Source organism: Janthinobacterium salmonicoloratum (assembly GCF_051380845.1).
Lineage (GTDB): Bacteria > Pseudomonadota > Gammaproteobacteria > Burkholderiales > Burkholderiaceae_D > Janthinobacterium > Janthinobacterium lividum_F.
Genome location: NZ_JBNYXV010000001.1, coordinates 2,337,975 through 2,353,293, shown reverse-complemented (window position 1 = coordinate 2,353,293; position 15,319 = coordinate 2,337,975). Strand labels below are relative to the sequence as shown.

Annotated in this window: 15 protein-coding genes; 6 read left to right on the top strand and 9 right to left on the bottom strand. The window is 62.2% G+C overall.

The genetic code is table 11. The features are described 5' to 3' along the window. Nucleotides 1–51: 51 nt before the first annotated feature. Genes nirK through ACQ4WY_RS10905 form a run of 3 tightly spaced genes read left to right on the top strand, consistent with a single transcriptional unit; the run spans nucleotide 52 to nucleotide 4,543 of the window. Nucleotides 52–1,548: a copper-containing nitrite reductase gene (gene nirK / locus ACQ4WY_RS10915; protein ID WP_436503993.1), complete on the top strand. Its 1,497-nt coding sequence runs from the start codon at nucleotides 52–54 to the stop codon at nucleotides 1,546–1,548. Nucleotides 1,549–1,577: 29 nt separating this feature from the next. Then, nucleotides 1,578–2,255, top strand: a complete 678-nt coding sequence (gene ytfE, locus ACQ4WY_RS10910; protein WP_353659987.1) for an iron-sulfur cluster repair protein YtfE — start codon at nucleotides 1,578–1,580, stop codon at nucleotides 2,253–2,255. A 14-nt stretch (nucleotides 2,256–2,269) separates the two neighbouring features. Further along, nucleotides 2,270–4,543 (top strand): nitric-oxide reductase large subunit, encoded by a 2,274-nt coding sequence (locus ACQ4WY_RS10905; RefSeq protein ID WP_436503992.1) that lies wholly within the window; start codon nucleotides 2,270–2,272, stop codon nucleotides 4,541–4,543. Nucleotides 4,544–4,591: 48 nt separating this feature from the next. Here ACQ4WY_RS10905 and ACQ4WY_RS10900 read toward each other — a convergent pair whose 3' ends face one another. From ACQ4WY_RS10900 to ACQ4WY_RS10875, 6 genes are all read right to left on the bottom strand, one after another. Beyond that, the gene (locus ACQ4WY_RS10900) at nucleotides 4,592–4,975 is read right to left on the bottom strand and encodes a DoxX-like family protein (protein WP_436503991.1); all 384 of its coding nucleotides are present in this window, start codon (nucleotides 4,973–4,975) and stop codon (nucleotides 4,592–4,594) included. Beyond that, nucleotides 4,972–5,442 carry a DUF2269 family protein gene (locus ACQ4WY_RS10895; RefSeq protein ID WP_436503990.1) on the bottom strand — a complete coding sequence of 157 codons (471 nt, stop codon included), beginning with the start codon at nucleotides 5,440–5,442 and terminating at the stop codon, nucleotides 4,972–4,974. The genes ACQ4WY_RS10900 and ACQ4WY_RS10895 overlap by 4 nt, the downstream gene beginning before the upstream one ends. Continuing rightward, the gene (locus ACQ4WY_RS10890; RefSeq protein ID WP_436503989.1) at nucleotides 5,439–6,557 is read right to left on the bottom strand and encodes a saccharopine dehydrogenase family protein; all 1,119 of its coding nucleotides are present in this window, start codon (nucleotides 6,555–6,557) and stop codon (nucleotides 5,439–5,441) included. Before ACQ4WY_RS10890 ends, ACQ4WY_RS10895 begins: the two co-directional genes overlap by 4 nt. Before the next feature lie 46 nt (nucleotides 6,558–6,603). Next, nucleotides 6,604–7,026 (bottom strand): DUF1841 family protein, encoded by a 423-nt coding sequence (locus tag ACQ4WY_RS10885; protein ID WP_034780276.1) that lies wholly within the window; start codon nucleotides 7,024–7,026, stop codon nucleotides 6,604–6,606. 60 nt (nucleotides 7,027–7,086) lie between these two features. Continuing rightward, complete coding sequence (locus tag ACQ4WY_RS10880) at nucleotides 7,087–7,554, bottom strand: DUF1203 domain-containing protein (protein ID WP_436503988.1); 468 nt, start codon at nucleotides 7,552–7,554, stop codon at nucleotides 7,087–7,089. A gap of 149 nt (nucleotides 7,555–7,703) precedes the next feature. Next, nucleotides 7,704–7,901 (bottom strand): hypothetical protein, encoded by a 198-nt coding sequence (locus ACQ4WY_RS10875; RefSeq protein ID WP_436503987.1) that lies wholly within the window; start codon nucleotides 7,899–7,901, stop codon nucleotides 7,704–7,706. Between the two features lie 132 nt (nucleotides 7,902–8,033). Between ACQ4WY_RS10875 and mqo the strand changes: the two genes are divergently transcribed. Beyond that, nucleotides 8,034–9,632 (top strand): malate dehydrogenase (quinone), encoded by a 1,599-nt coding sequence (gene mqo, locus ACQ4WY_RS10870; RefSeq protein WP_436503986.1) that lies wholly within the window; start codon nucleotides 8,034–8,036, stop codon nucleotides 9,630–9,632. A gap of 100 nt (nucleotides 9,633–9,732) precedes the next feature. Here mqo and ACQ4WY_RS10865 read toward each other — a convergent pair whose 3' ends face one another. Beyond that, a complete protein-coding gene (locus tag ACQ4WY_RS10865) occupies nucleotides 9,733–10,365 on the bottom strand; it encodes an RNA pyrophosphohydrolase (RefSeq protein WP_076566319.1) in 633 nt (210 codons plus the stop codon). A gap of 204 nt (nucleotides 10,366–10,569) precedes the next feature. Here ACQ4WY_RS10865 and ACQ4WY_RS10860 point away from each other — a divergent pair, with 204 nt between their 5' ends. After that, nucleotides 10,570–12,309, top strand: a complete 1,740-nt coding sequence (locus tag ACQ4WY_RS10860) for a proline--tRNA ligase (RefSeq protein ID WP_436503985.1) — start codon at nucleotides 10,570–10,572, stop codon at nucleotides 12,307–12,309. Next, nucleotides 12,306–12,923 carry a lytic transglycosylase domain-containing protein gene (locus tag ACQ4WY_RS10855; protein WP_436503984.1) on the top strand — a complete coding sequence of 206 codons (618 nt, stop codon included), beginning with the start codon at nucleotides 12,306–12,308 and terminating at the stop codon, nucleotides 12,921–12,923. Before ACQ4WY_RS10860 ends, ACQ4WY_RS10855 begins: the two co-directional genes overlap by 4 nt. 136 nt (nucleotides 12,924–13,059) lie before the next feature. Here the strand turns inward: ACQ4WY_RS10855 and ACQ4WY_RS10850 are convergent, their stop codons facing one another. Further along, on the bottom strand, nucleotides 13,060–13,455 hold the full coding sequence (locus ACQ4WY_RS10850; protein ID WP_071653383.1) for an SWIB/MDM2 domain-containing protein: 396 nt from the start codon (nucleotides 13,453–13,455) through the stop codon (nucleotides 13,060–13,062). Nucleotides 13,456–13,891: 436 nt separating this feature from the next. Then, nucleotides 13,892–15,259: a signal recognition particle protein gene (ffh, locus tag ACQ4WY_RS10845; RefSeq protein ID WP_034746567.1), complete on the bottom strand. Its 1,368-nt coding sequence runs from the start codon at nucleotides 15,257–15,259 to the stop codon at nucleotides 13,892–13,894. Nucleotides 15,260–15,319: the final 60 nt, after the last annotated feature.

Genomic DNA, 15,319 nt, shown 5'->3' with positions numbered 1-15,319 from the left:
GTTTGCCTAGGTAAGAGTGCCGAACCGGCATACAAGACCAAGGAAAGCTTGATGAAAACGACTCCCTCCCTCCGCGCCATTGCCGCCGCCGTCTGCGTCCTGGCCATGCCCCTGTCCGTGCAAGCCCAGGCGAGCCTGCCGGCCAGCGCTGCCGCCACTGCGGCCGCTGCCAGCCACCCCTCCGCCGCCGCCACGCTCAAGCGCTATGAACTGCAAACCAATATCGTCGACGGCAAGATGGTGTTCATCGACGCCAAGGGCCAGGTCAACCCCGTGCTGGCGGCCAAGGTGGGCGACACGGTGGAACTCGTGCTGAAAAGCGGCGAAGGCGCCGAGCACGATTTGCTGATCCCGGAGCTTAACGTAGCGTCCGCCAAGTTCAGCGCCAATAGCGGCAGCACCAGCGTGCGTTTCAAGGTCACGCGCGCCGGCACGTTCACCTATTACTGCTCGATTCCCGGCCACCGCCAGATCGGCATGGAAGGCAAGCTGGAAGTGAGCGGCACGTCGCTGGCCGAAGCCGGAGCACCGAAGGCTGCTGGCGCCGGCAGCGCTGCCAACGAGTCCAGCCAGGCCGCCGCGCTGGCCCTGTACACACCCGCGCCGTCGCCGATGCGCGGCCCCGATCCCTCTGCCGTCAGCGTGGCGGCCAACCCGGCGCAGGTACCCGCCGCCATCGGTGCGCGCGCGCCGCAAACCCTGAAATACCGCATGGAGACGGTGGAACTGCCGGGCAAGCTCGATGACGGCACCAGCTTTACCTACTGGACCTTCAACCGGCAAGTACCGGGCCCCATGCTGCGCGCGAAGGTGGGCGACACGGTGGAACTGACCCTGTTCAACGCCAAGGACAGCAAGATGATCCACTCGATCGACCTGCACGCCGTGACGGGCGGCCATGGCGGCGGACAGCACACGCAGGTGGCGCCGGGGCAGGAAAAAACCGTCACCTTCAAGGCGCTCAATCCCGGCCTGTTTGTGTATCACTGCGCCACGCCCCTGGTGCCGCAGCATATCGCGGCCGGCATGTACGGCATGATCCTGGTCGAACCGGAAGGCGGCCTGTCGAAGGTGGACCGCGAGTATTACGTGATGCAGGGCGAGATGTACACGGGCCGTCCGCACGGCGCGCCCGTACACCAGGAACCGAACCTGGAAAAAATGGCCAACGAACTGCCCGACTACTACGTCTTTAACGGCGAAGTGGGCGCCCTGAGTAAGACGCACAAACTGCAGGCGAAAGTCGGCGAGACGGTGCGCATCTATTTCGGCGTCGGTGGCCCGAACAAGATTTCATCGTTCCACATCATCGGCGAGATCTTCGACAAGGTGTACAGCGAAGGCTCGATCAGCAGCCCGAAACACGACGTGCAAACCACCCTCGTGGCACCTGGCGGCGCGACCATCGTCGAACTCAAGGTACAGCACCCGGGTAGCTATCTGCTGGTCGACCATGCGCTGTCGCGCGCCGGCAAGGGCGCCGTGGGCGTGCTGGAAGTGACTGGCGAACCCGTGCCCGGCGTCTACCACGCGGGCGCGGTGCAATAAATCTACCTATTCATCCTCAAGGAACTGTTATGGAAATGATCGAGTTATCCCTGGGCCAGCTGGCCCGCCGCATCCCTGGCGCCACGCGCCTGTTCGATGCGCACCGCCTGGATTTCTGCTGCGGCGGCAACAAGACCCTGCGCGCGGCGGCCGAAGCGGCCGGCGTGGATACGGCGCCCATCGTCGCGGAACTGCGGCTGCTGGCAGAGCGCGCAGATACCAGCGGCGAGCGTGACTGGCAGGACGCCTCGGCCACCGAGCTGGTGGAACACCTGCTGGCGCGTTACCACGCCGTGCACCGCGAGCAGCTGCCCGAGCTGATACGCCTGGCACGCAAGGTCGAGCAGGTGCATGGCGACCGCGCCGACTGTCCGCACGGGCTGGCGGAACACCTGTCGGCCATGGCGCAGGAGCTGGAAAGCCATATGCGCAAGGAAGAAGACGTGCTGTTCCCGATGATCGTGCGCGGCCAGGGTCCCCGGGCCGGCGCGCCCATCAACGTGATGCGCATGGAGCACGACGACCATGGTGTGGCCTTGCGCGCCATGGAGGCAATGACGAACGATATCACCGCGCCGGCCGGCGCCTGCACCACCTGGCGCGCGCTGTACACGGGCTTGCGCACCTTCCGTGCAGACCTGATGGCGCACATCCATACTGAAAACAATATCCTGTTCGAGCGCTTTGCGCCGGCCGTGGTGCACTGACAAAGGAAAGACCCATGGGTCCCTACAAAAAACTCTGGTTCACCCTGATCGGTGTGCTGATCGTGACGTTTTCGCTACTCGGCTACTACGGCGTCGAAGTCTACCGGCAGGCGCCGCCCATTCCCGCACAAGTGCTGGCGCAGGATGGCCGGCAACTGTTCGACCGCGAGGGCATCCTCGATGGCCAGACGGCCTGGCAATCCGTCGGCGGCATGCAGCTGGGTTCCATCTGGGGCCACGGCGCCTACCAGGCGCCCGACTGGACGGCCGACTGGCTGCACCGCGAATTGACGGCCTGGCTGGAATTGGCCGCGCAAGAGCAGCATGGCAAGGCGTACGCGGCGCTTGACGGCCCCGCGCAGGCGGCGCTGCGCGAAGCGCTCAGGATGGAATACCGCGGCAACCGGGCCGATGAGGCGCAAGTGCTGCGCCTGTCGGCGCGCCGCGTGCAAGCCATCGCCAACACGGCGCACTATTACGACCAGCTGTTCTCCGACGCGCCTGCGCTGCACGCCAGCCGCGAGCATTTCGCCATGAAGGAAAACACCCTGCCCAGCGCCGAACGACGCGCGCAGATGACGCAGTTCTTCTTCTGGACGGCGTGGGCCGCCGCTACCGAGCGTCCAGGCCAGAAAGTGACCTATACGAACAACTGGCCGCATGAACCGCTGATCGGCAACCAGCCCAGCGGCGAGAACCTCGTCTGGTCGGTCGCCAGCGTAGTGGTGCTGCTGGCCGGCGTGGGCTTCCTCGTCTGGGGCTGGGCTTTTTTGCGCAACCACGACGAAGCGCTGCCGGCCGCCGGTCCGCGCGATCCGCTCACCACTTTCGCGCTGACGCCTTCGCAGCGGGGACTGGGAAAATATCTGTTCCTGGTGGTGGCGCTGTTTATCTTCCAGGTCTTCATCGGCGGCTTTACGGCGCACTACACGGTGGAAGGGCAGCAGTTCTACGGCGTTGACGTGTCGCGCTGGTTCCCGTATGCGCTCACGCGCACCTGGCATATCCAGGCCGCGCTGTTCTGGATCGCCACGGGCTTCCTGGCCGCCGGCCTGTTCCTCGCGCCCCTGATCAATGGCGGCAAGGACCCCAAGTGGCAGCGCCTGGGCGTCGATGTGCTGTTCTGGGCGCTCGTCGCCGTGGTGGTCGGCTCCTTCATCGGCAACTACCTGGCCATTGCGCAAGTGATGCCGCCCGAGTGGAATTTCTGGCTCGGCCACCAGGGTTATGAATATGTGGACCTGGGACGCTTGTGGCAAATCGGCAAATATATCGGCATCCTGCTGTGGCTGGTGTTGATGCTGCGCGGCGTGGTGCCGGCCTTGCGCCAGCCGGGCGGCGACAAGAACCTGCTGGCGCTGCTGACGGCATCCGTCGGCGCCATCGGCCTGTTCTATGGCGCCGGCCTGTTCTACGGCGAGCGCACGCACCTGTCGGTGATGGAATACTGGCGCTGGTGGGTGGTGCACCTGTGGGTGGAAGGCTTCTTTGAAGTGTTCGCCACCACGGCGCTGGCTTTCATCTTTTCGACCCTGGGCCTGGTGTCGGTGCGCATGGCCACGGCAGCCAGCCTGGCGTCGGCCTCGCTGTTCATGCTGGGCGGGATTCCCGGCACCTTCCACCACCTGTACTTTGCCGGCACCACCACACCCGTGATGGCCATCGGCGCGAGCTTCAGCGCGCTGGAAGTGGTGCCGCTGATCGTGCTGGGGCATGAAGCGTGGGAAAACTGGCGCCTGAAGGAGCGTGCGCCATGGATGGAGCAGTTGCGCTGGCCCATGATGTGCTTTGTCGCCGTCGCCTTCTGGAATATGCTGGGCGCAGGCGTGCTGGGCTTCATGATCAATCCGCCCGTGGCCTTGTACTACATCCAGGGCTTGAACACGACCCCCGTGCATGCACATGCGGCGCTATTCGGCGTGTACGGTTTCCTGGCGCTGGGCTTTACCTTGCTGGTGTTGCGCTATCTGTGGCCCGACTACCGTTTCAGCCCTGCCTTGATGAAGACGGCGTTTTGGGGCTTGAATGCGGGACTGGTGCTGATGATCTTTACCAGCTTGCTGCCGATAGGCATAATCCAGTTCCACGCCAGCGTGACGGAAGGCCTGTGGTATGCGCGTAGCGAGGAATTCATGCAGCAGCCGCTGCTGCAGAACCTGCGCTGGATACGCACCTTCGGCGACGTGGTCTTCATCGTCGGCGCCATCGCCATGGCGTTGCAGGTGGTGCTGGGGTTGTTGGACAAGGCGAAGGCACCCGCGCTGCCACAGGCGGTACGGCCAGCCTGATCGGTTGCTGCGCTGCCGAGTGTTGTTGATCGATCTCCCGAAGCCGTGCTAGCCACGGCTTTTTTCATATAGGGCCAGGAAGACGAGGCCGGCCACCAGCGGGATATTTTTCGTCAGCGGCCCGAAAGGGTGTATCAGGAATTCCGGCAGGAAGACGGCGATCACCAGTGTGTAGCAGGCCACCAGCGCGCACTGCGTCCACCATAGCAACGGCCTGGCATGGAGCAGCGAGGCGATGCCCATGGCCAGGTCGGCCAGGCAGGAGGCGGCAAACACGTGTTCCGTATGCAGCGTGATGCCGCTACGGCGCAGCCATGCGAGCGATTCGGCATGCGGATACAGATACCAGGACACAAACGCCGTCCATAGCCAGATAAAGGCCATGCCGAGGCGCATGGCCCAGTACAGCCCTTGCAGCTTGGCTGGCGTCATGGCGCGGGCTTGGCAACCATCAGCCAGTAGACCAGCATGAGCGCGGCAAATGCGGGCACGCCGAGCCAGAACCAGCAGCGCGCATAGAACCAGTACAGGCGCGGCAGCGGTGTGCCCGTGTCGTCAGCCAGGCGGGCCAGGCGGCGCATGCGGATCTGTAGCCATACCACGGGTAGCCAGCAGGCGCCGGCCAGCGCATACAGTAGCATCGAGGCGAGGACCCAGCCGGACAGGATCGGATAGCCGGCCAGGTGCGCCAGGGCCACTCCGGACAGCGGCTGGACAATGACGGCCGGGGTGGTGAACAGCCAGTCGGCCAGCACGGTCTTTTCGGCCGATAGGCGGATCGCACGCACCTCGCCGCCCCGGTCGTTGATCCACTTGAAGAAAGCGATGCCGATGCCGGTGCCAAACAGGATGGTGGCGCTGAGGATGTGCAGCCATTTGACGAACAGGTACCAGCTCATGCGGGTACCTCGGTCACGTCATGGTCTTGCAGCGCGGCCAGGTAATTTTCCACCGTGAGCAGGCCGACGCAGGGCATCGCGCCGCGCGGTAGCGGCGCGCCACCGCTGCTGGCGCTGGCCAACCGATTCGCCAGCGCGATCGACGCGCCGCACGGGATATGCGGGCCGTGGTTTTGCGCCGCCAGCAATTGCCAGGTCAGCGTCAGCGGCAGGCCATCGAGTCCCGTGCCTTGCAGCGTCACGAACATCGCGCCTTTGTCGCTGACCAGCGGTTCCACCCATTGGCTAATGGCGTGCAATGGCCTGACCAGCGGCAGCAGGCTGCGCAACAGGCCCAGGCGCACCAGTTGCGCGGCGGCCCAGACGAACAGATGGCCGGGCGCCCCGGCAAAACCGGCGTGAAAAGTGACGGTGTCGAGGCCCGGATAGCGTTGCGGGAACAGCGCCAGGTCGGGCACGTCGCAGCTGCCCAGCAAGCGCCGTCCCACGGGCGCGGCAAAGCGGTGGCGCTTCAGGTCGAGCCAGCCGTGCGTGGTCTGTTGGCTGCCGGCAACCAGGCGCTGGAACGGTTTGCCACAGTACGAGAAGATGCCGGCCATGGTGGCGATGCCTGGCGCGCGGGCGCCGGAGGCGATGCCGTGGCGGATCGATGTGAGCTGGCGAAAGCGCGGCAGGTAGCGGTCCACCACGGCCGAGGACAGCGCTGGCAGCGAGCTGGCGCCGCTGGTGATGAACACGCCGCGCTGGCGCGCCAGGTCGTCGAGGCTGGCGATGCCGGCGACAAAATCGCGGCCGTCGGCCAGGTCGATATAGTTGGCGCCAGCCTCGATCGCCGCACGGGCGACGCCGTAATCCTGGCCCTGGAACGGGCCGGCGGTATGGATCAGCGTATCGACGCCCAGTTCGGTCAGGCGCCGCGCCAGATCAGGTGCAACGGCATCGAGCGCCAGTGCCTGCTGCGGCGGCAAGCCCAATTGCGCCGCCAGTGCCCTGGCCCTGGCGGTGTCGCGCCCGGCCACCAGCAGATGGATATCCTGGTTGCCGGCTAGCGCCTGGCAAATGCGCGTGCCGAAAAAACCGTAACCGCCGAGTACGAGAATGGTGTGATGGGCCAAGATATCCTTCAGTGGCTGAGTTTCTTGGCAACATGATACTACCTGATCAGCGGCGCCGCACGCAGTCGATATACGCATCCGTATCGGGCGGCAAACCCGAGCGCTGCGAAGCCCAGATCATCTGGCCCAGGCATTCCATCACTTCGTGCTGGGCGGCATGGGCCGAATCGAGGCGCTGTGTCAGTTGCTGGACGGCCGGACGGATGCCGCGGGGCTGGTCCACCTGCACTTGCTCCGTGATCGACAGATGCATGGACAGGTGCAGGAAAGGATTGGCTTGTCCGCCTTCGACGGAGTAATCGCGCGCCAGCGCCGCTTCAACGTCGCTCAACTCGTTTTCATACTCGGGGTGTTCGAGGATCCAGTCGAGCGCGATGGCTTCCATCGGCGTGAGGATTTCATGGGCGCGATGCTTGCGCAATGTTTCACAAAAGAAACGGCGTACATCGTCGGAAGAAGGATTGAACATCGTTTTGGCACGGGGCTGAAAAGGGCAGGCGATATTGTAACGCGTAGCCGTAATAAGTTCTCAGGCCCGGTCGATCCTGCCCGCATAACAACCACGTTTGGCATTGTGCACGTGGATATAGCTGACAGCAGGGTTCTCAAACAGCCGCGCGATCACGCTTTCAATGGCCGTGCCTTCCACCACCTCGGCATCGACCATCATCCCACCGTTCGTATAGCCGCGCAGCGACAGCAGCCGGATGCGCATCGATTCCGGCACCTGGTCGACGGCGTCATAGGTTTGCGTGGCACCCTCGCGGATAAAGATGGCGTGCGAGGCGCGGTAGGGCGTGTCCGCATCCTGGCAGACATGGTTCAGCAGCAGCACCGTGTCGCCGATCGCCGCGTCGCGCAGTTCGATGCGGTCCGGGTAACCGGGTTGGCTGTCGACCACATGGCGGACAATGCCCAGCGCGGCCAGTTCGGCGTCGGGCAGGCCGAAACAGGCCAGGAAAGGGGCGGGCGACAGGCCGCGGATACGAAAAGACATGGTCAGGCTCCGGTGTGGTCAAAGCGTTATCAGACCATGATGGTTGCGGGCCCGCCATCCGTATCTTGCTCCGTGTTGCTCCGTGCATTCCTGCACCAACTGGATTTTTACCGCCTGGTTACTGCCAAATTAATACTCCACAGTAAGTGTTATCCACGATCCTGGCGGCCCGGCAAGGGCAAATAACGGTGATAAAATCGCTGTTCTTGATATTTGCTATAGACAATCACCGTGTTGTGCGTTTTGCCCCGCGCGAGGGCCAAAACAGCAGCGGCGCCGTGTTTTCCTTGTCCGCACCATCGCCACTCCATCGCTGCCGCAAGCTGCGGCGCGGCGGCGGCATGCATGCGTCATCACCATCGTTACCCCTTGATCCGGCCGTTCTTGCGCTGGAGGGATAGCCATTTTCCGATGATCTTGCGCTTGCCGCCCGGGTGGCCTGGAAGAACCAACCCTCAGTATTCATAACGGAGTTACCCATGCGTAAATCGCTATTACTTTTGATGTCGTGCCTGATCCTGGCGGCATGTGACAAGACCCCTCCGGCCTCGTCCGAAAAACCGGTCGACGTGCTGCTGATCGGCGCCGGCACCATGAGCGCCACCCTGGGCAGCATGCTCAAGGAACTCGATCCGTCGCTGACGATGGAAATGGTCGAGCGCCTCGATTCCGTGGCCGCCGAAAGCTCGGATGCGATGAACAATGCAGGCACGGGCCACTCGGCATTTGCCGAACTGAACTACACGCCGGAAGCGGCCGATGGCAGCATCGAGACCAAGAAAGCCGTTGCCATCAACGAGCAATTCGAAATTTCCAAGCAATTCTGGGCTTATCAGGTAGCCAACAAGCACCTGGGCGCACCGCAAACCTTCATCAACAACGTGCCGCACATGGCCTTTGTCTGGGGTGACGACAATATTGCCTTTTTGAAGAAGCGCTATGCCGCGCTGCAAAAGGAAAACCTGTTCAAGGGCATGCTGTACTCGGAAGACCTGGCGCAGATCGAACAGTGGGCACCGCTGGTCATGCAAGGGCGCGACAAAGGCCAGAAAGTGGCCGCGACACGCATGGAAATCGGTACCGACGTCAATTTCGGCAACCTCACGCGCGGCCTCGTGAAATACCTGACGGACAGCCACGGCATGGTACTGCACCTGCGCCACCAGGTGGAAGACATCCAGCGCGGCGCCGATGGCGTGTGGAACGTGACGGTGAAAGACTTGAACGCCGGCAAGGAAGAGACCATGCGCGCCAAGTTCGTCTTCATCGGCGCCGGTGGCGGTTCGCTGCCACTGCTGGAAAAATCGGGCATTCCTGAAGCCAAGGGCTACGGCGGCGTGCCGGTGGGCGGCCAATGGCTGGTCACCACCAATCCGGAACTGGTGGCGGCGCATGCGGCCAAGGTCTACGGCAAGGCATCCGTCGGTTCGCCGCCGATGTCCGTGCCGCATCTCGATACGCGCATCATCGATGGCAAGAAAGCCCTGCTGTTTGGCCCGTTTGCCACCTTCTCGACGAAGTTCCTGAAAAACGGTTCGTGGATCGACTTGCCTGCCTCGATCGGCACGGGCAATGTAAAACCGATGCTGCAAGCCGGCTACGACAATATTCCACTGACGAAATACCTGGTCGAGCAAGTCATGAACACGCCGGAAGATCGTTTGAAAACCCTGCGTGAATACTTGCCGAACGCCAAGATGGAAGACTGGACCCTGCAAAACGCTGGCCAGCGCGTGCAGATCGTCAAGGATGACCCTGTCAAAGGCGGCTTGCTGCAGTTCGGCACGGAAGTCGTCGGCGCCGCCGATGGCAGCATCGTTGCCCTGTTGGGTGCATCGCCAGGCGCCTCGACCGCGCCGCCGATCATGATCAAGGTGCTGCAAACGGCATTCAAGAGCCGCCTGGCCACGCCGGAATGGCAAGCGAAGATGGTGGAAATGGTGCCGTCGTACGGTCAAAAGCTGAACAACGACCCGGCCCTGGCCAACAAGATCCGCCACTACAGCAGCAATATCCTGGGCTTGAAAGCGATTACGCTGGACGTTCCCGCCGCTGCGCCAGCACCGGCAGCAAACTAAGTCAGTCTGACCGGCAGGGAAGTTTCCTGCCGACATGAAAAAAGGGGCAGCCTGTTCAGGCTGCCCCTTTTGCGTGGGAGAGTGCGTTTATTGCGGTGGACTACCCCTTGCCCGGCAAGATCAGCTCGGGCGTACACCCTTCGGCGGCAATGCCGTCGCAAGGCTTGGCCAGTGCCGCACCGTCCTGTGCCCGTGGCGCATGGGGCTGGCGCAGGTAGCGCGAGGTGTGGCGGTGCGCTTGCTGTGCGTTGCCATGCACGGGCCAGGTCAGGAAGCGGGACAGCTCCTGCAAGGCGCGCTGGTAGACATCGCGTTTAAATTCAATGACGACATCGAGCGGGACCCAGTACTCATGCCAGCGCCAGGCGTCGAACTCGGGATGGTCGGTCAGGCGCAGATTGACGTCGTTATCGCGCGCGCACATTCTCAGCAGAAACCAAATCTGCTTCTGGCCACGGTAATGGCCGCGAATCTCGCGCTTGATGAAGTGGTCTGGCACTTCATAGCGCAGCCAGTCGCGGGTGCGGCCGACAATTTTGACGTGTTCCTGTCTGAGTCCGATTTCCTCTTCAAGTTCGCGAAACATGGCTTGTTCCGGTGTTTCGCCATATTTGATACCGCCTTGCGGAAACTGCCATGAGTGCTCGCGCACCCGCTTGCCCCACCACACCTCGTTCTGGGCGTTTAGCAGGATGATGCCGACGTTGGGCCGAAACCCTTCACGGTCGAGCATAATGCACCTCAAACTTTCTGCGACAGTGCGTCCTTTTTTACATAATTACCCACAACTTCGCAAGCCGGCGACCTTTTCGGGGTGCGAAAAGCGCCGGAATCGCACCAATTGAGCGCATTTGTGTAAAGTATGGACGCATCAGCCAGCTAATCCTTTAAAATTAGGTTGATTATAACCCTCTCTTTTTAAAAAGAATTCACCGTTATGCGCGCCTCCCGTTTTTTTATTTCCACACTTAAAGATGCACCTTCTGACGCGGAAATCGTCAGCCACCAATTGATGATGCGTGCAGGCATGATCAAACGCCTCGGTTCCGGCATCTATACCTACATGCCGATGGGCTTGCGCGTGATCCGCAAGGTGGAAGCCATCATCCGTGACGAGATGAACAAAGCCGCTGGTATCGAACTGCTGATGCCGCTCGTGCAGCCGGCCGAACTGTGGCAGGAAACGGGCCGCTGGACCAAGATGGGCGACGAACTGATGCGCGTGAAAGACCGCCACGGCCGCGAATACGCGATCCAGCCGACATCGGAAGAAGTCATCACGGACGTCGTGCGCACGGAAATCAAGTCCTACCGCCAGTTGCCGTTGAACTTTTATCATATCCAGACCAAGTTCCGCGACGAGCGCCGCCCACGCTTCGGCCTGATGCGCGGCCGCGAATTCACCATGAAGGACGCTTACTCGTTCGACCGCGACCTAGCTGGCATGCAAGCGTCGTACAAGGTTATGTTTGACGCCTACACGCGCATCTTCACGCGTTTCGGCTTGCAATTCCGCGCCGTGGCTGCCGACAACGGCGCCATCGGCGGTTCCGGTTCGCATGAATTCCACGTCATCGCCCACACGGGTGAAGACGCGCTCGTGTACTGCCCGACGTCCGACTACGCCGCCAATATGGAAGCGGCCGAAGCGCTGCCGCCAGCGGGCGAGCGCCCAGCCGCAGCCCAGGCGCTGACGAAAACGGCCACGCCGGACACCGTCAAGTGCGAAACCGTGGCTGCCCTGCTGGGTATCGATCTGTCGCAAACCGTGAAAACCATCGCCCTGACGGTGGAAACGACGGGCAAGGACGAGAAAGTCACGAAACAGCATTTCATGCTGCTGCTGCGCGGCGACCATGAATTGAACGAGATCAAGGTTGGCAAGGTTGCCGGCCTGGCCGGTCATCGTTTCTCGACGGAAGCGGAAATCCTGGAAGTCTACGGCACGATTCCCGGCTACCTGGGCCCGATCGGCACGAAAGCACCGGTCACCGTGGTGGCGGACCGCACGGTCGCCCACATGAGCGACTTCGTCTGCGGCGCGAATGACGCCGGTTTCCACTACACGGGCGCCAACTGGGGCCGTGACGTGGCCGAGCCTGCCATCGTGGCCGACTTGCGCAATGTCGTTGCCGGCGACGCTTCGCCGGATGGCCAGGGCGCGTTGGCGATCGAACGCGGCATCGAAGTGGGCCACGTGTTCCAGCTGGGCACGGCGTACTCGGAAAGCATGAAAGCCACCTTCCTCGACGAAAACGGCAAGCCTGCGCCGCTGCAGATGGGTTGCTACGGCATTGGCGTGACGCGCATCCTGGGCGCCGCCATCGAACAGAACTTCGACGACAAGGGCATCATCTGGCCGGCGTCGATCGCGCCATTCGAGGTGGTGCTGTGCCCGATGGGCATGGACCGCAGCGAACTGGTCAAGGAAGAGACGGAGAAGCTGTATGCGGCCTTGCAAGGCGCTGGCGTCGATGTCATCGTCGACGACCGCGGCTTGCGTCCTGGCGCCATGTTTGCTGACTGGGAACTGATTGGCGTGCCGCACCGCATCGTCATCGGCGAACGGGGCTTGAAAGAAGGCAAGCTGGAATACCAGGGCCGCCGCGACACGGAAGCAACCGGCGTGGCGCCGGACGAGATCGTCCCCTTCATCCAGGGCAAAATGGCGCAGTGAAGCGCATCTCGGTAAGTAAAACGGCTGGCGCGCTCGCGCTGGCCGCCTGCCTGGCCTGCGCTCCCTTTGCGCAGGCCGGCAACCAGAAGGAGGAGGCGCTGGCCGACTCCGTCCGCCTGGCCCTGTCGCACGCGATCCGCGACGAACGCCCGCCGCAGCCCAAATTTGCCACGTCCGCCGACTTGCAGCGCTACCAGCAATGGCTGGCGCAAATGTCGCAACGCCTGCAGCGCAAGCTGCCGGACGCGCAGTTGCGCACGGAATTCCTGGAAACGGTCTGGTATGAAGCGCGCCGCGCGGGCCTGGAGCCGGCTCTGGTGCTGGGCCTGATCCAGGTGGAGTCGGCCTACCGCAAATATGCCGTCTCGCTGGCCGGCGCGCGCGGCTACATGCAGGTGATGCCGTTCTGGACGGGCGTCATCGGCGACAGCGACCGCAGCAAGCTGTTCCACATGCAGACAAACCTGCGCTACGGCTGCGCGATTTTGCGCATGTACCTGGATATGGAGCGAGGGGATTTATACCTGGCGCTGGGGCGGTATAACGGCAGCCGGGGACGGGCCGAGTATCCGAATGCGGTAAGGGCGGCGTGGAGTAATTGGGAATTCAAATGAGAGCCGGGGTCAGACCCCCTCGACCGTTAGCGCAAGCCCCTGAGTTGGCGGCATTGAGGGTCTGACCCCAAAAAAAATGCCCCGCTCGCAGTGATGCGGCGGGGCACTCGCTCGGTGTTAGCCGGCGCGTATCTGATTATTTCAAATGATCGGAGATCAGTTTCGTCATTTCAAACATGGAGACTTGGGCTTTGCCGCCGAAAACTGCTTTCAGCTTGTCGTCCGCATTGATCATGCGGCGGTTGGCCGGATCTTGCAGATCGAGTTTTTTGATGTAATCCCATACCTTTTTGGTCACTTCCGTGCGCGGCAGTGGTGCTGCGCCAACAACGGCGGCCAACTCTTTCGATGGCGTCATTGCTTTCATGAATGCTGCGTTTGGCTTGCGTGGTGTTGCCGGTGCTGCCGCTTTCTTCGCCGCTGCTGGTTTAGCTGCTGCTTTGGCTGCGGGTGCTGCTTTCTTGGCGGCTGCAGGCTTGGCTGCTGCTGCTTTGGCTGGCGCTGCTACTGGGGTTTTTTTGGCTGTTGCCATCTTCGAGCCTCCTTAACAAACACATGGGAAATTGCGCAATTAATCGCACGGCTAATATTGGTGTGGATTTACCTTGTATGCAAGTGTTTTTCACGTTTTCACGAGGAAAAAGCAGGGAAATGGCCATGCTGTCGCCCGGGCGCACCGCTTGAGAGCGCAGAACGGCGTTTTTGCCCGTAAATGGCATGGTTGCTGGCTATGCGGGGAGGGGTATTGCGGGGGAGGGAAGAAACGATGCCGGACGCATGAAAATGCAATCCGGCATGATTTTATAACAGTGTTTCTTGACTTGAACTACGTCTCACGCGGCGTAAAAAAGGCCTTCAAAATCACAGCGAGCGGGGATGATTTGTGGCCGAGAAGCGCAAGCGCACTCTAGTGCGCTGAGCATCGCCGGCCGCAAAGCGCCCCGCGCAGCGGATTTTGAAGCCTTCCACTACCTCATTCCAGGCATCATGCCCTTCATACTGCGCATCATCTTCATCATGCCGCCGCCCGACAATTTCTTCATCATCGTCTGCATTTGCTCGAATTGCGTCAGCATGCGGTTCACTTCCTGCACCTGCACGCCGGCGCCGGCGGCGATGCGGCGCTTGCGCGTGGCCTTGATCAGTTCAGGCTTGGCGCGTTCCTGCGGGGTCATCGAGTCGATGATGCCGCACATGCGGCGCACCTGTTTATCGGCTTGATCCATGTTCTTGCCGCCTGCCGCCTGCTGGAACTGGGCCGGCAGCTTGTCCATCAGGTTGGCCATGCCGCCCATTTTCTTCATCTGGCCAAGCTGCGCCTTGAAGTCGTTCATGTCGAACTTGCCGCCGACCTTGATTTTTTGCGCCAGGTCGGCCGCGGCCTTGCTGTCGACGCCCTTGCGCGCCTCTTCCACCAGCGCAAGGATGTCGCCCATGCCCAGGATACGGTTGGCCATGCGGGTCGGGTCGAATGCTTCCAGGCCGTCGAGTTTTTCCGAAACACCGGCAAACTTGATCGGCTTGCCCGTGATGTGGCGCACGGACAGGGCCGCACCGCCGCGCGCGTCACCGTCGAGCTTGGTCAGCACGATACCCGTCAGCGGCAGCGCATCGTTGAAGGCCTTGGCCGTGTTGATGGCGTCCTGGCCCAGCATGGCGTCGACGACAAACAGGGTTTCGATCGGTTTCACGGCGCCGTGGACGGCGGCGATTTCGCGCATCATCTCTTCGTCGATACCGAGGCGGCCCGCCGTATCGATGATCAGCACGTCGTGGTAATGCTTTTTCGCCCAGTCCAGCGCGGCCAGGGCGATATCGACCGGCTTGTCTGTGCTGGTGGACGGGAAGAAGTCGGCGCCCACCTGGGCGGTGACCGATTGCAGCTGGGCGATCGCGGCGGGACGGTATACGTCGGCCGAGACGGTCAGCACTTTCTTCTTCTTTTCTTCCTTCAGGTATTTCGCCAGCTTGCCGACGGTGGTGGTTTTACCCACACCCTGCAAACCGGCCATCAGGATGATGGCGGGCGGCTGCTGCGCAAAGCTGATCTGCGACGCTTCCGGTCCCAGGTCGGCGCCCATCAGGGCGGCCAGCTCGCGCTGCACCACGCCAACCAGGGCCTGGCCTGGCGTCAGCGAGGAAATGACATCCTCGCCCATGGCTTTTTCTTTGACTTTGGCGATGAATTCGCGCACGGCGGGCAGGGCGACGTCGGCTTCGAGCAGCGCCAGGCGCACTTCGCGCAGCATGTCGGCGGTGTTCGCTTCGGTCAGGCGCGCCTCGCCGCGCATGGTCTTGACGACTTTGGCAAGCCGTTGGGTGAGATTATCTAGCATGATGAACCTGCAATGAAAAGCTTGGGAGTGGGCGGCGCAAGCCGGACGATGGGCGTCATT

Excerpts from the sequence above, each read along its gene's own strand:
- nirK (WP_436503993.1), top strand. The coding sequence starts at position 52 with ATGAAAACGACTCCCTCCCTCCGCGCCATTGCCGCCGCCGTCTGCGTC.
- ytfE (WP_353659987.1), top strand. The coding sequence starts at position 1,578 with ATGGAAATGATCGAGTTATCCCTGGGCCAGCTGGCCCGCCGCATCCCT.
- ACQ4WY_RS10905 (WP_436503992.1), top strand. The coding sequence starts at position 2,270 with ATGGGTCCCTACAAAAAACTCTGGTTCACCCTGATCGGTGTGCTGATC.
- ACQ4WY_RS10900 (WP_436503991.1), bottom strand. The coding sequence starts at position 4,975 with ATGACGCCAGCCAAGCTGCAAGGGCTGTACTGGGCCATGCGCCTCGGC.
- ACQ4WY_RS10895 (WP_436503990.1), bottom strand. The coding sequence starts at position 5,442 with ATGAGCTGGTACCTGTTCGTCAAATGGCTGCACATCCTCAGCGCCACC.
- ACQ4WY_RS10885 (WP_034780276.1), bottom strand. The coding sequence starts at position 7,026 with ATGTTCAATCCTTCTTCCGACGATGTACGCCGTTTCTTTTGTGAAACA.
- ACQ4WY_RS10880 (WP_436503988.1), bottom strand. The coding sequence starts at position 7,554 with ATGTCTTTTCGTATCCGCGGCCTGTCGCCCGCCCCTTTCCTGGCCTGT.
- ACQ4WY_RS10875 (WP_436503987.1), bottom strand. The coding sequence starts at position 7,901 with ATGCATGCCGCCGCCGCGCCGCAGCTTGCGGCAGCGATGGAGTGGCGA.
- mqo (WP_436503986.1), top strand. The coding sequence starts at position 8,034 with ATGCGTAAATCGCTATTACTTTTGATGTCGTGCCTGATCCTGGCGGCA.
- ACQ4WY_RS10865 (WP_076566319.1), bottom strand. The coding sequence starts at position 10,365 with ATGCTCGACCGTGAAGGGTTTCGGCCCAACGTCGGCATCATCCTGCTA.
- ACQ4WY_RS10860 (WP_436503985.1), top strand. The coding sequence starts at position 10,570 with ATGCGCGCCTCCCGTTTTTTTATTTCCACACTTAAAGATGCACCTTCT.
- ACQ4WY_RS10850 (WP_071653383.1), bottom strand. The coding sequence starts at position 13,455 with ATGGCAACAGCCAAAAAAACCCCAGTAGCAGCGCCAGCCAAAGCAGCA.
- ffh (WP_034746567.1), bottom strand. The coding sequence starts at position 15,259 with ATGCTAGATAATCTCACCCAACGGCTTGCCAAAGTCGTCAAGACCATG.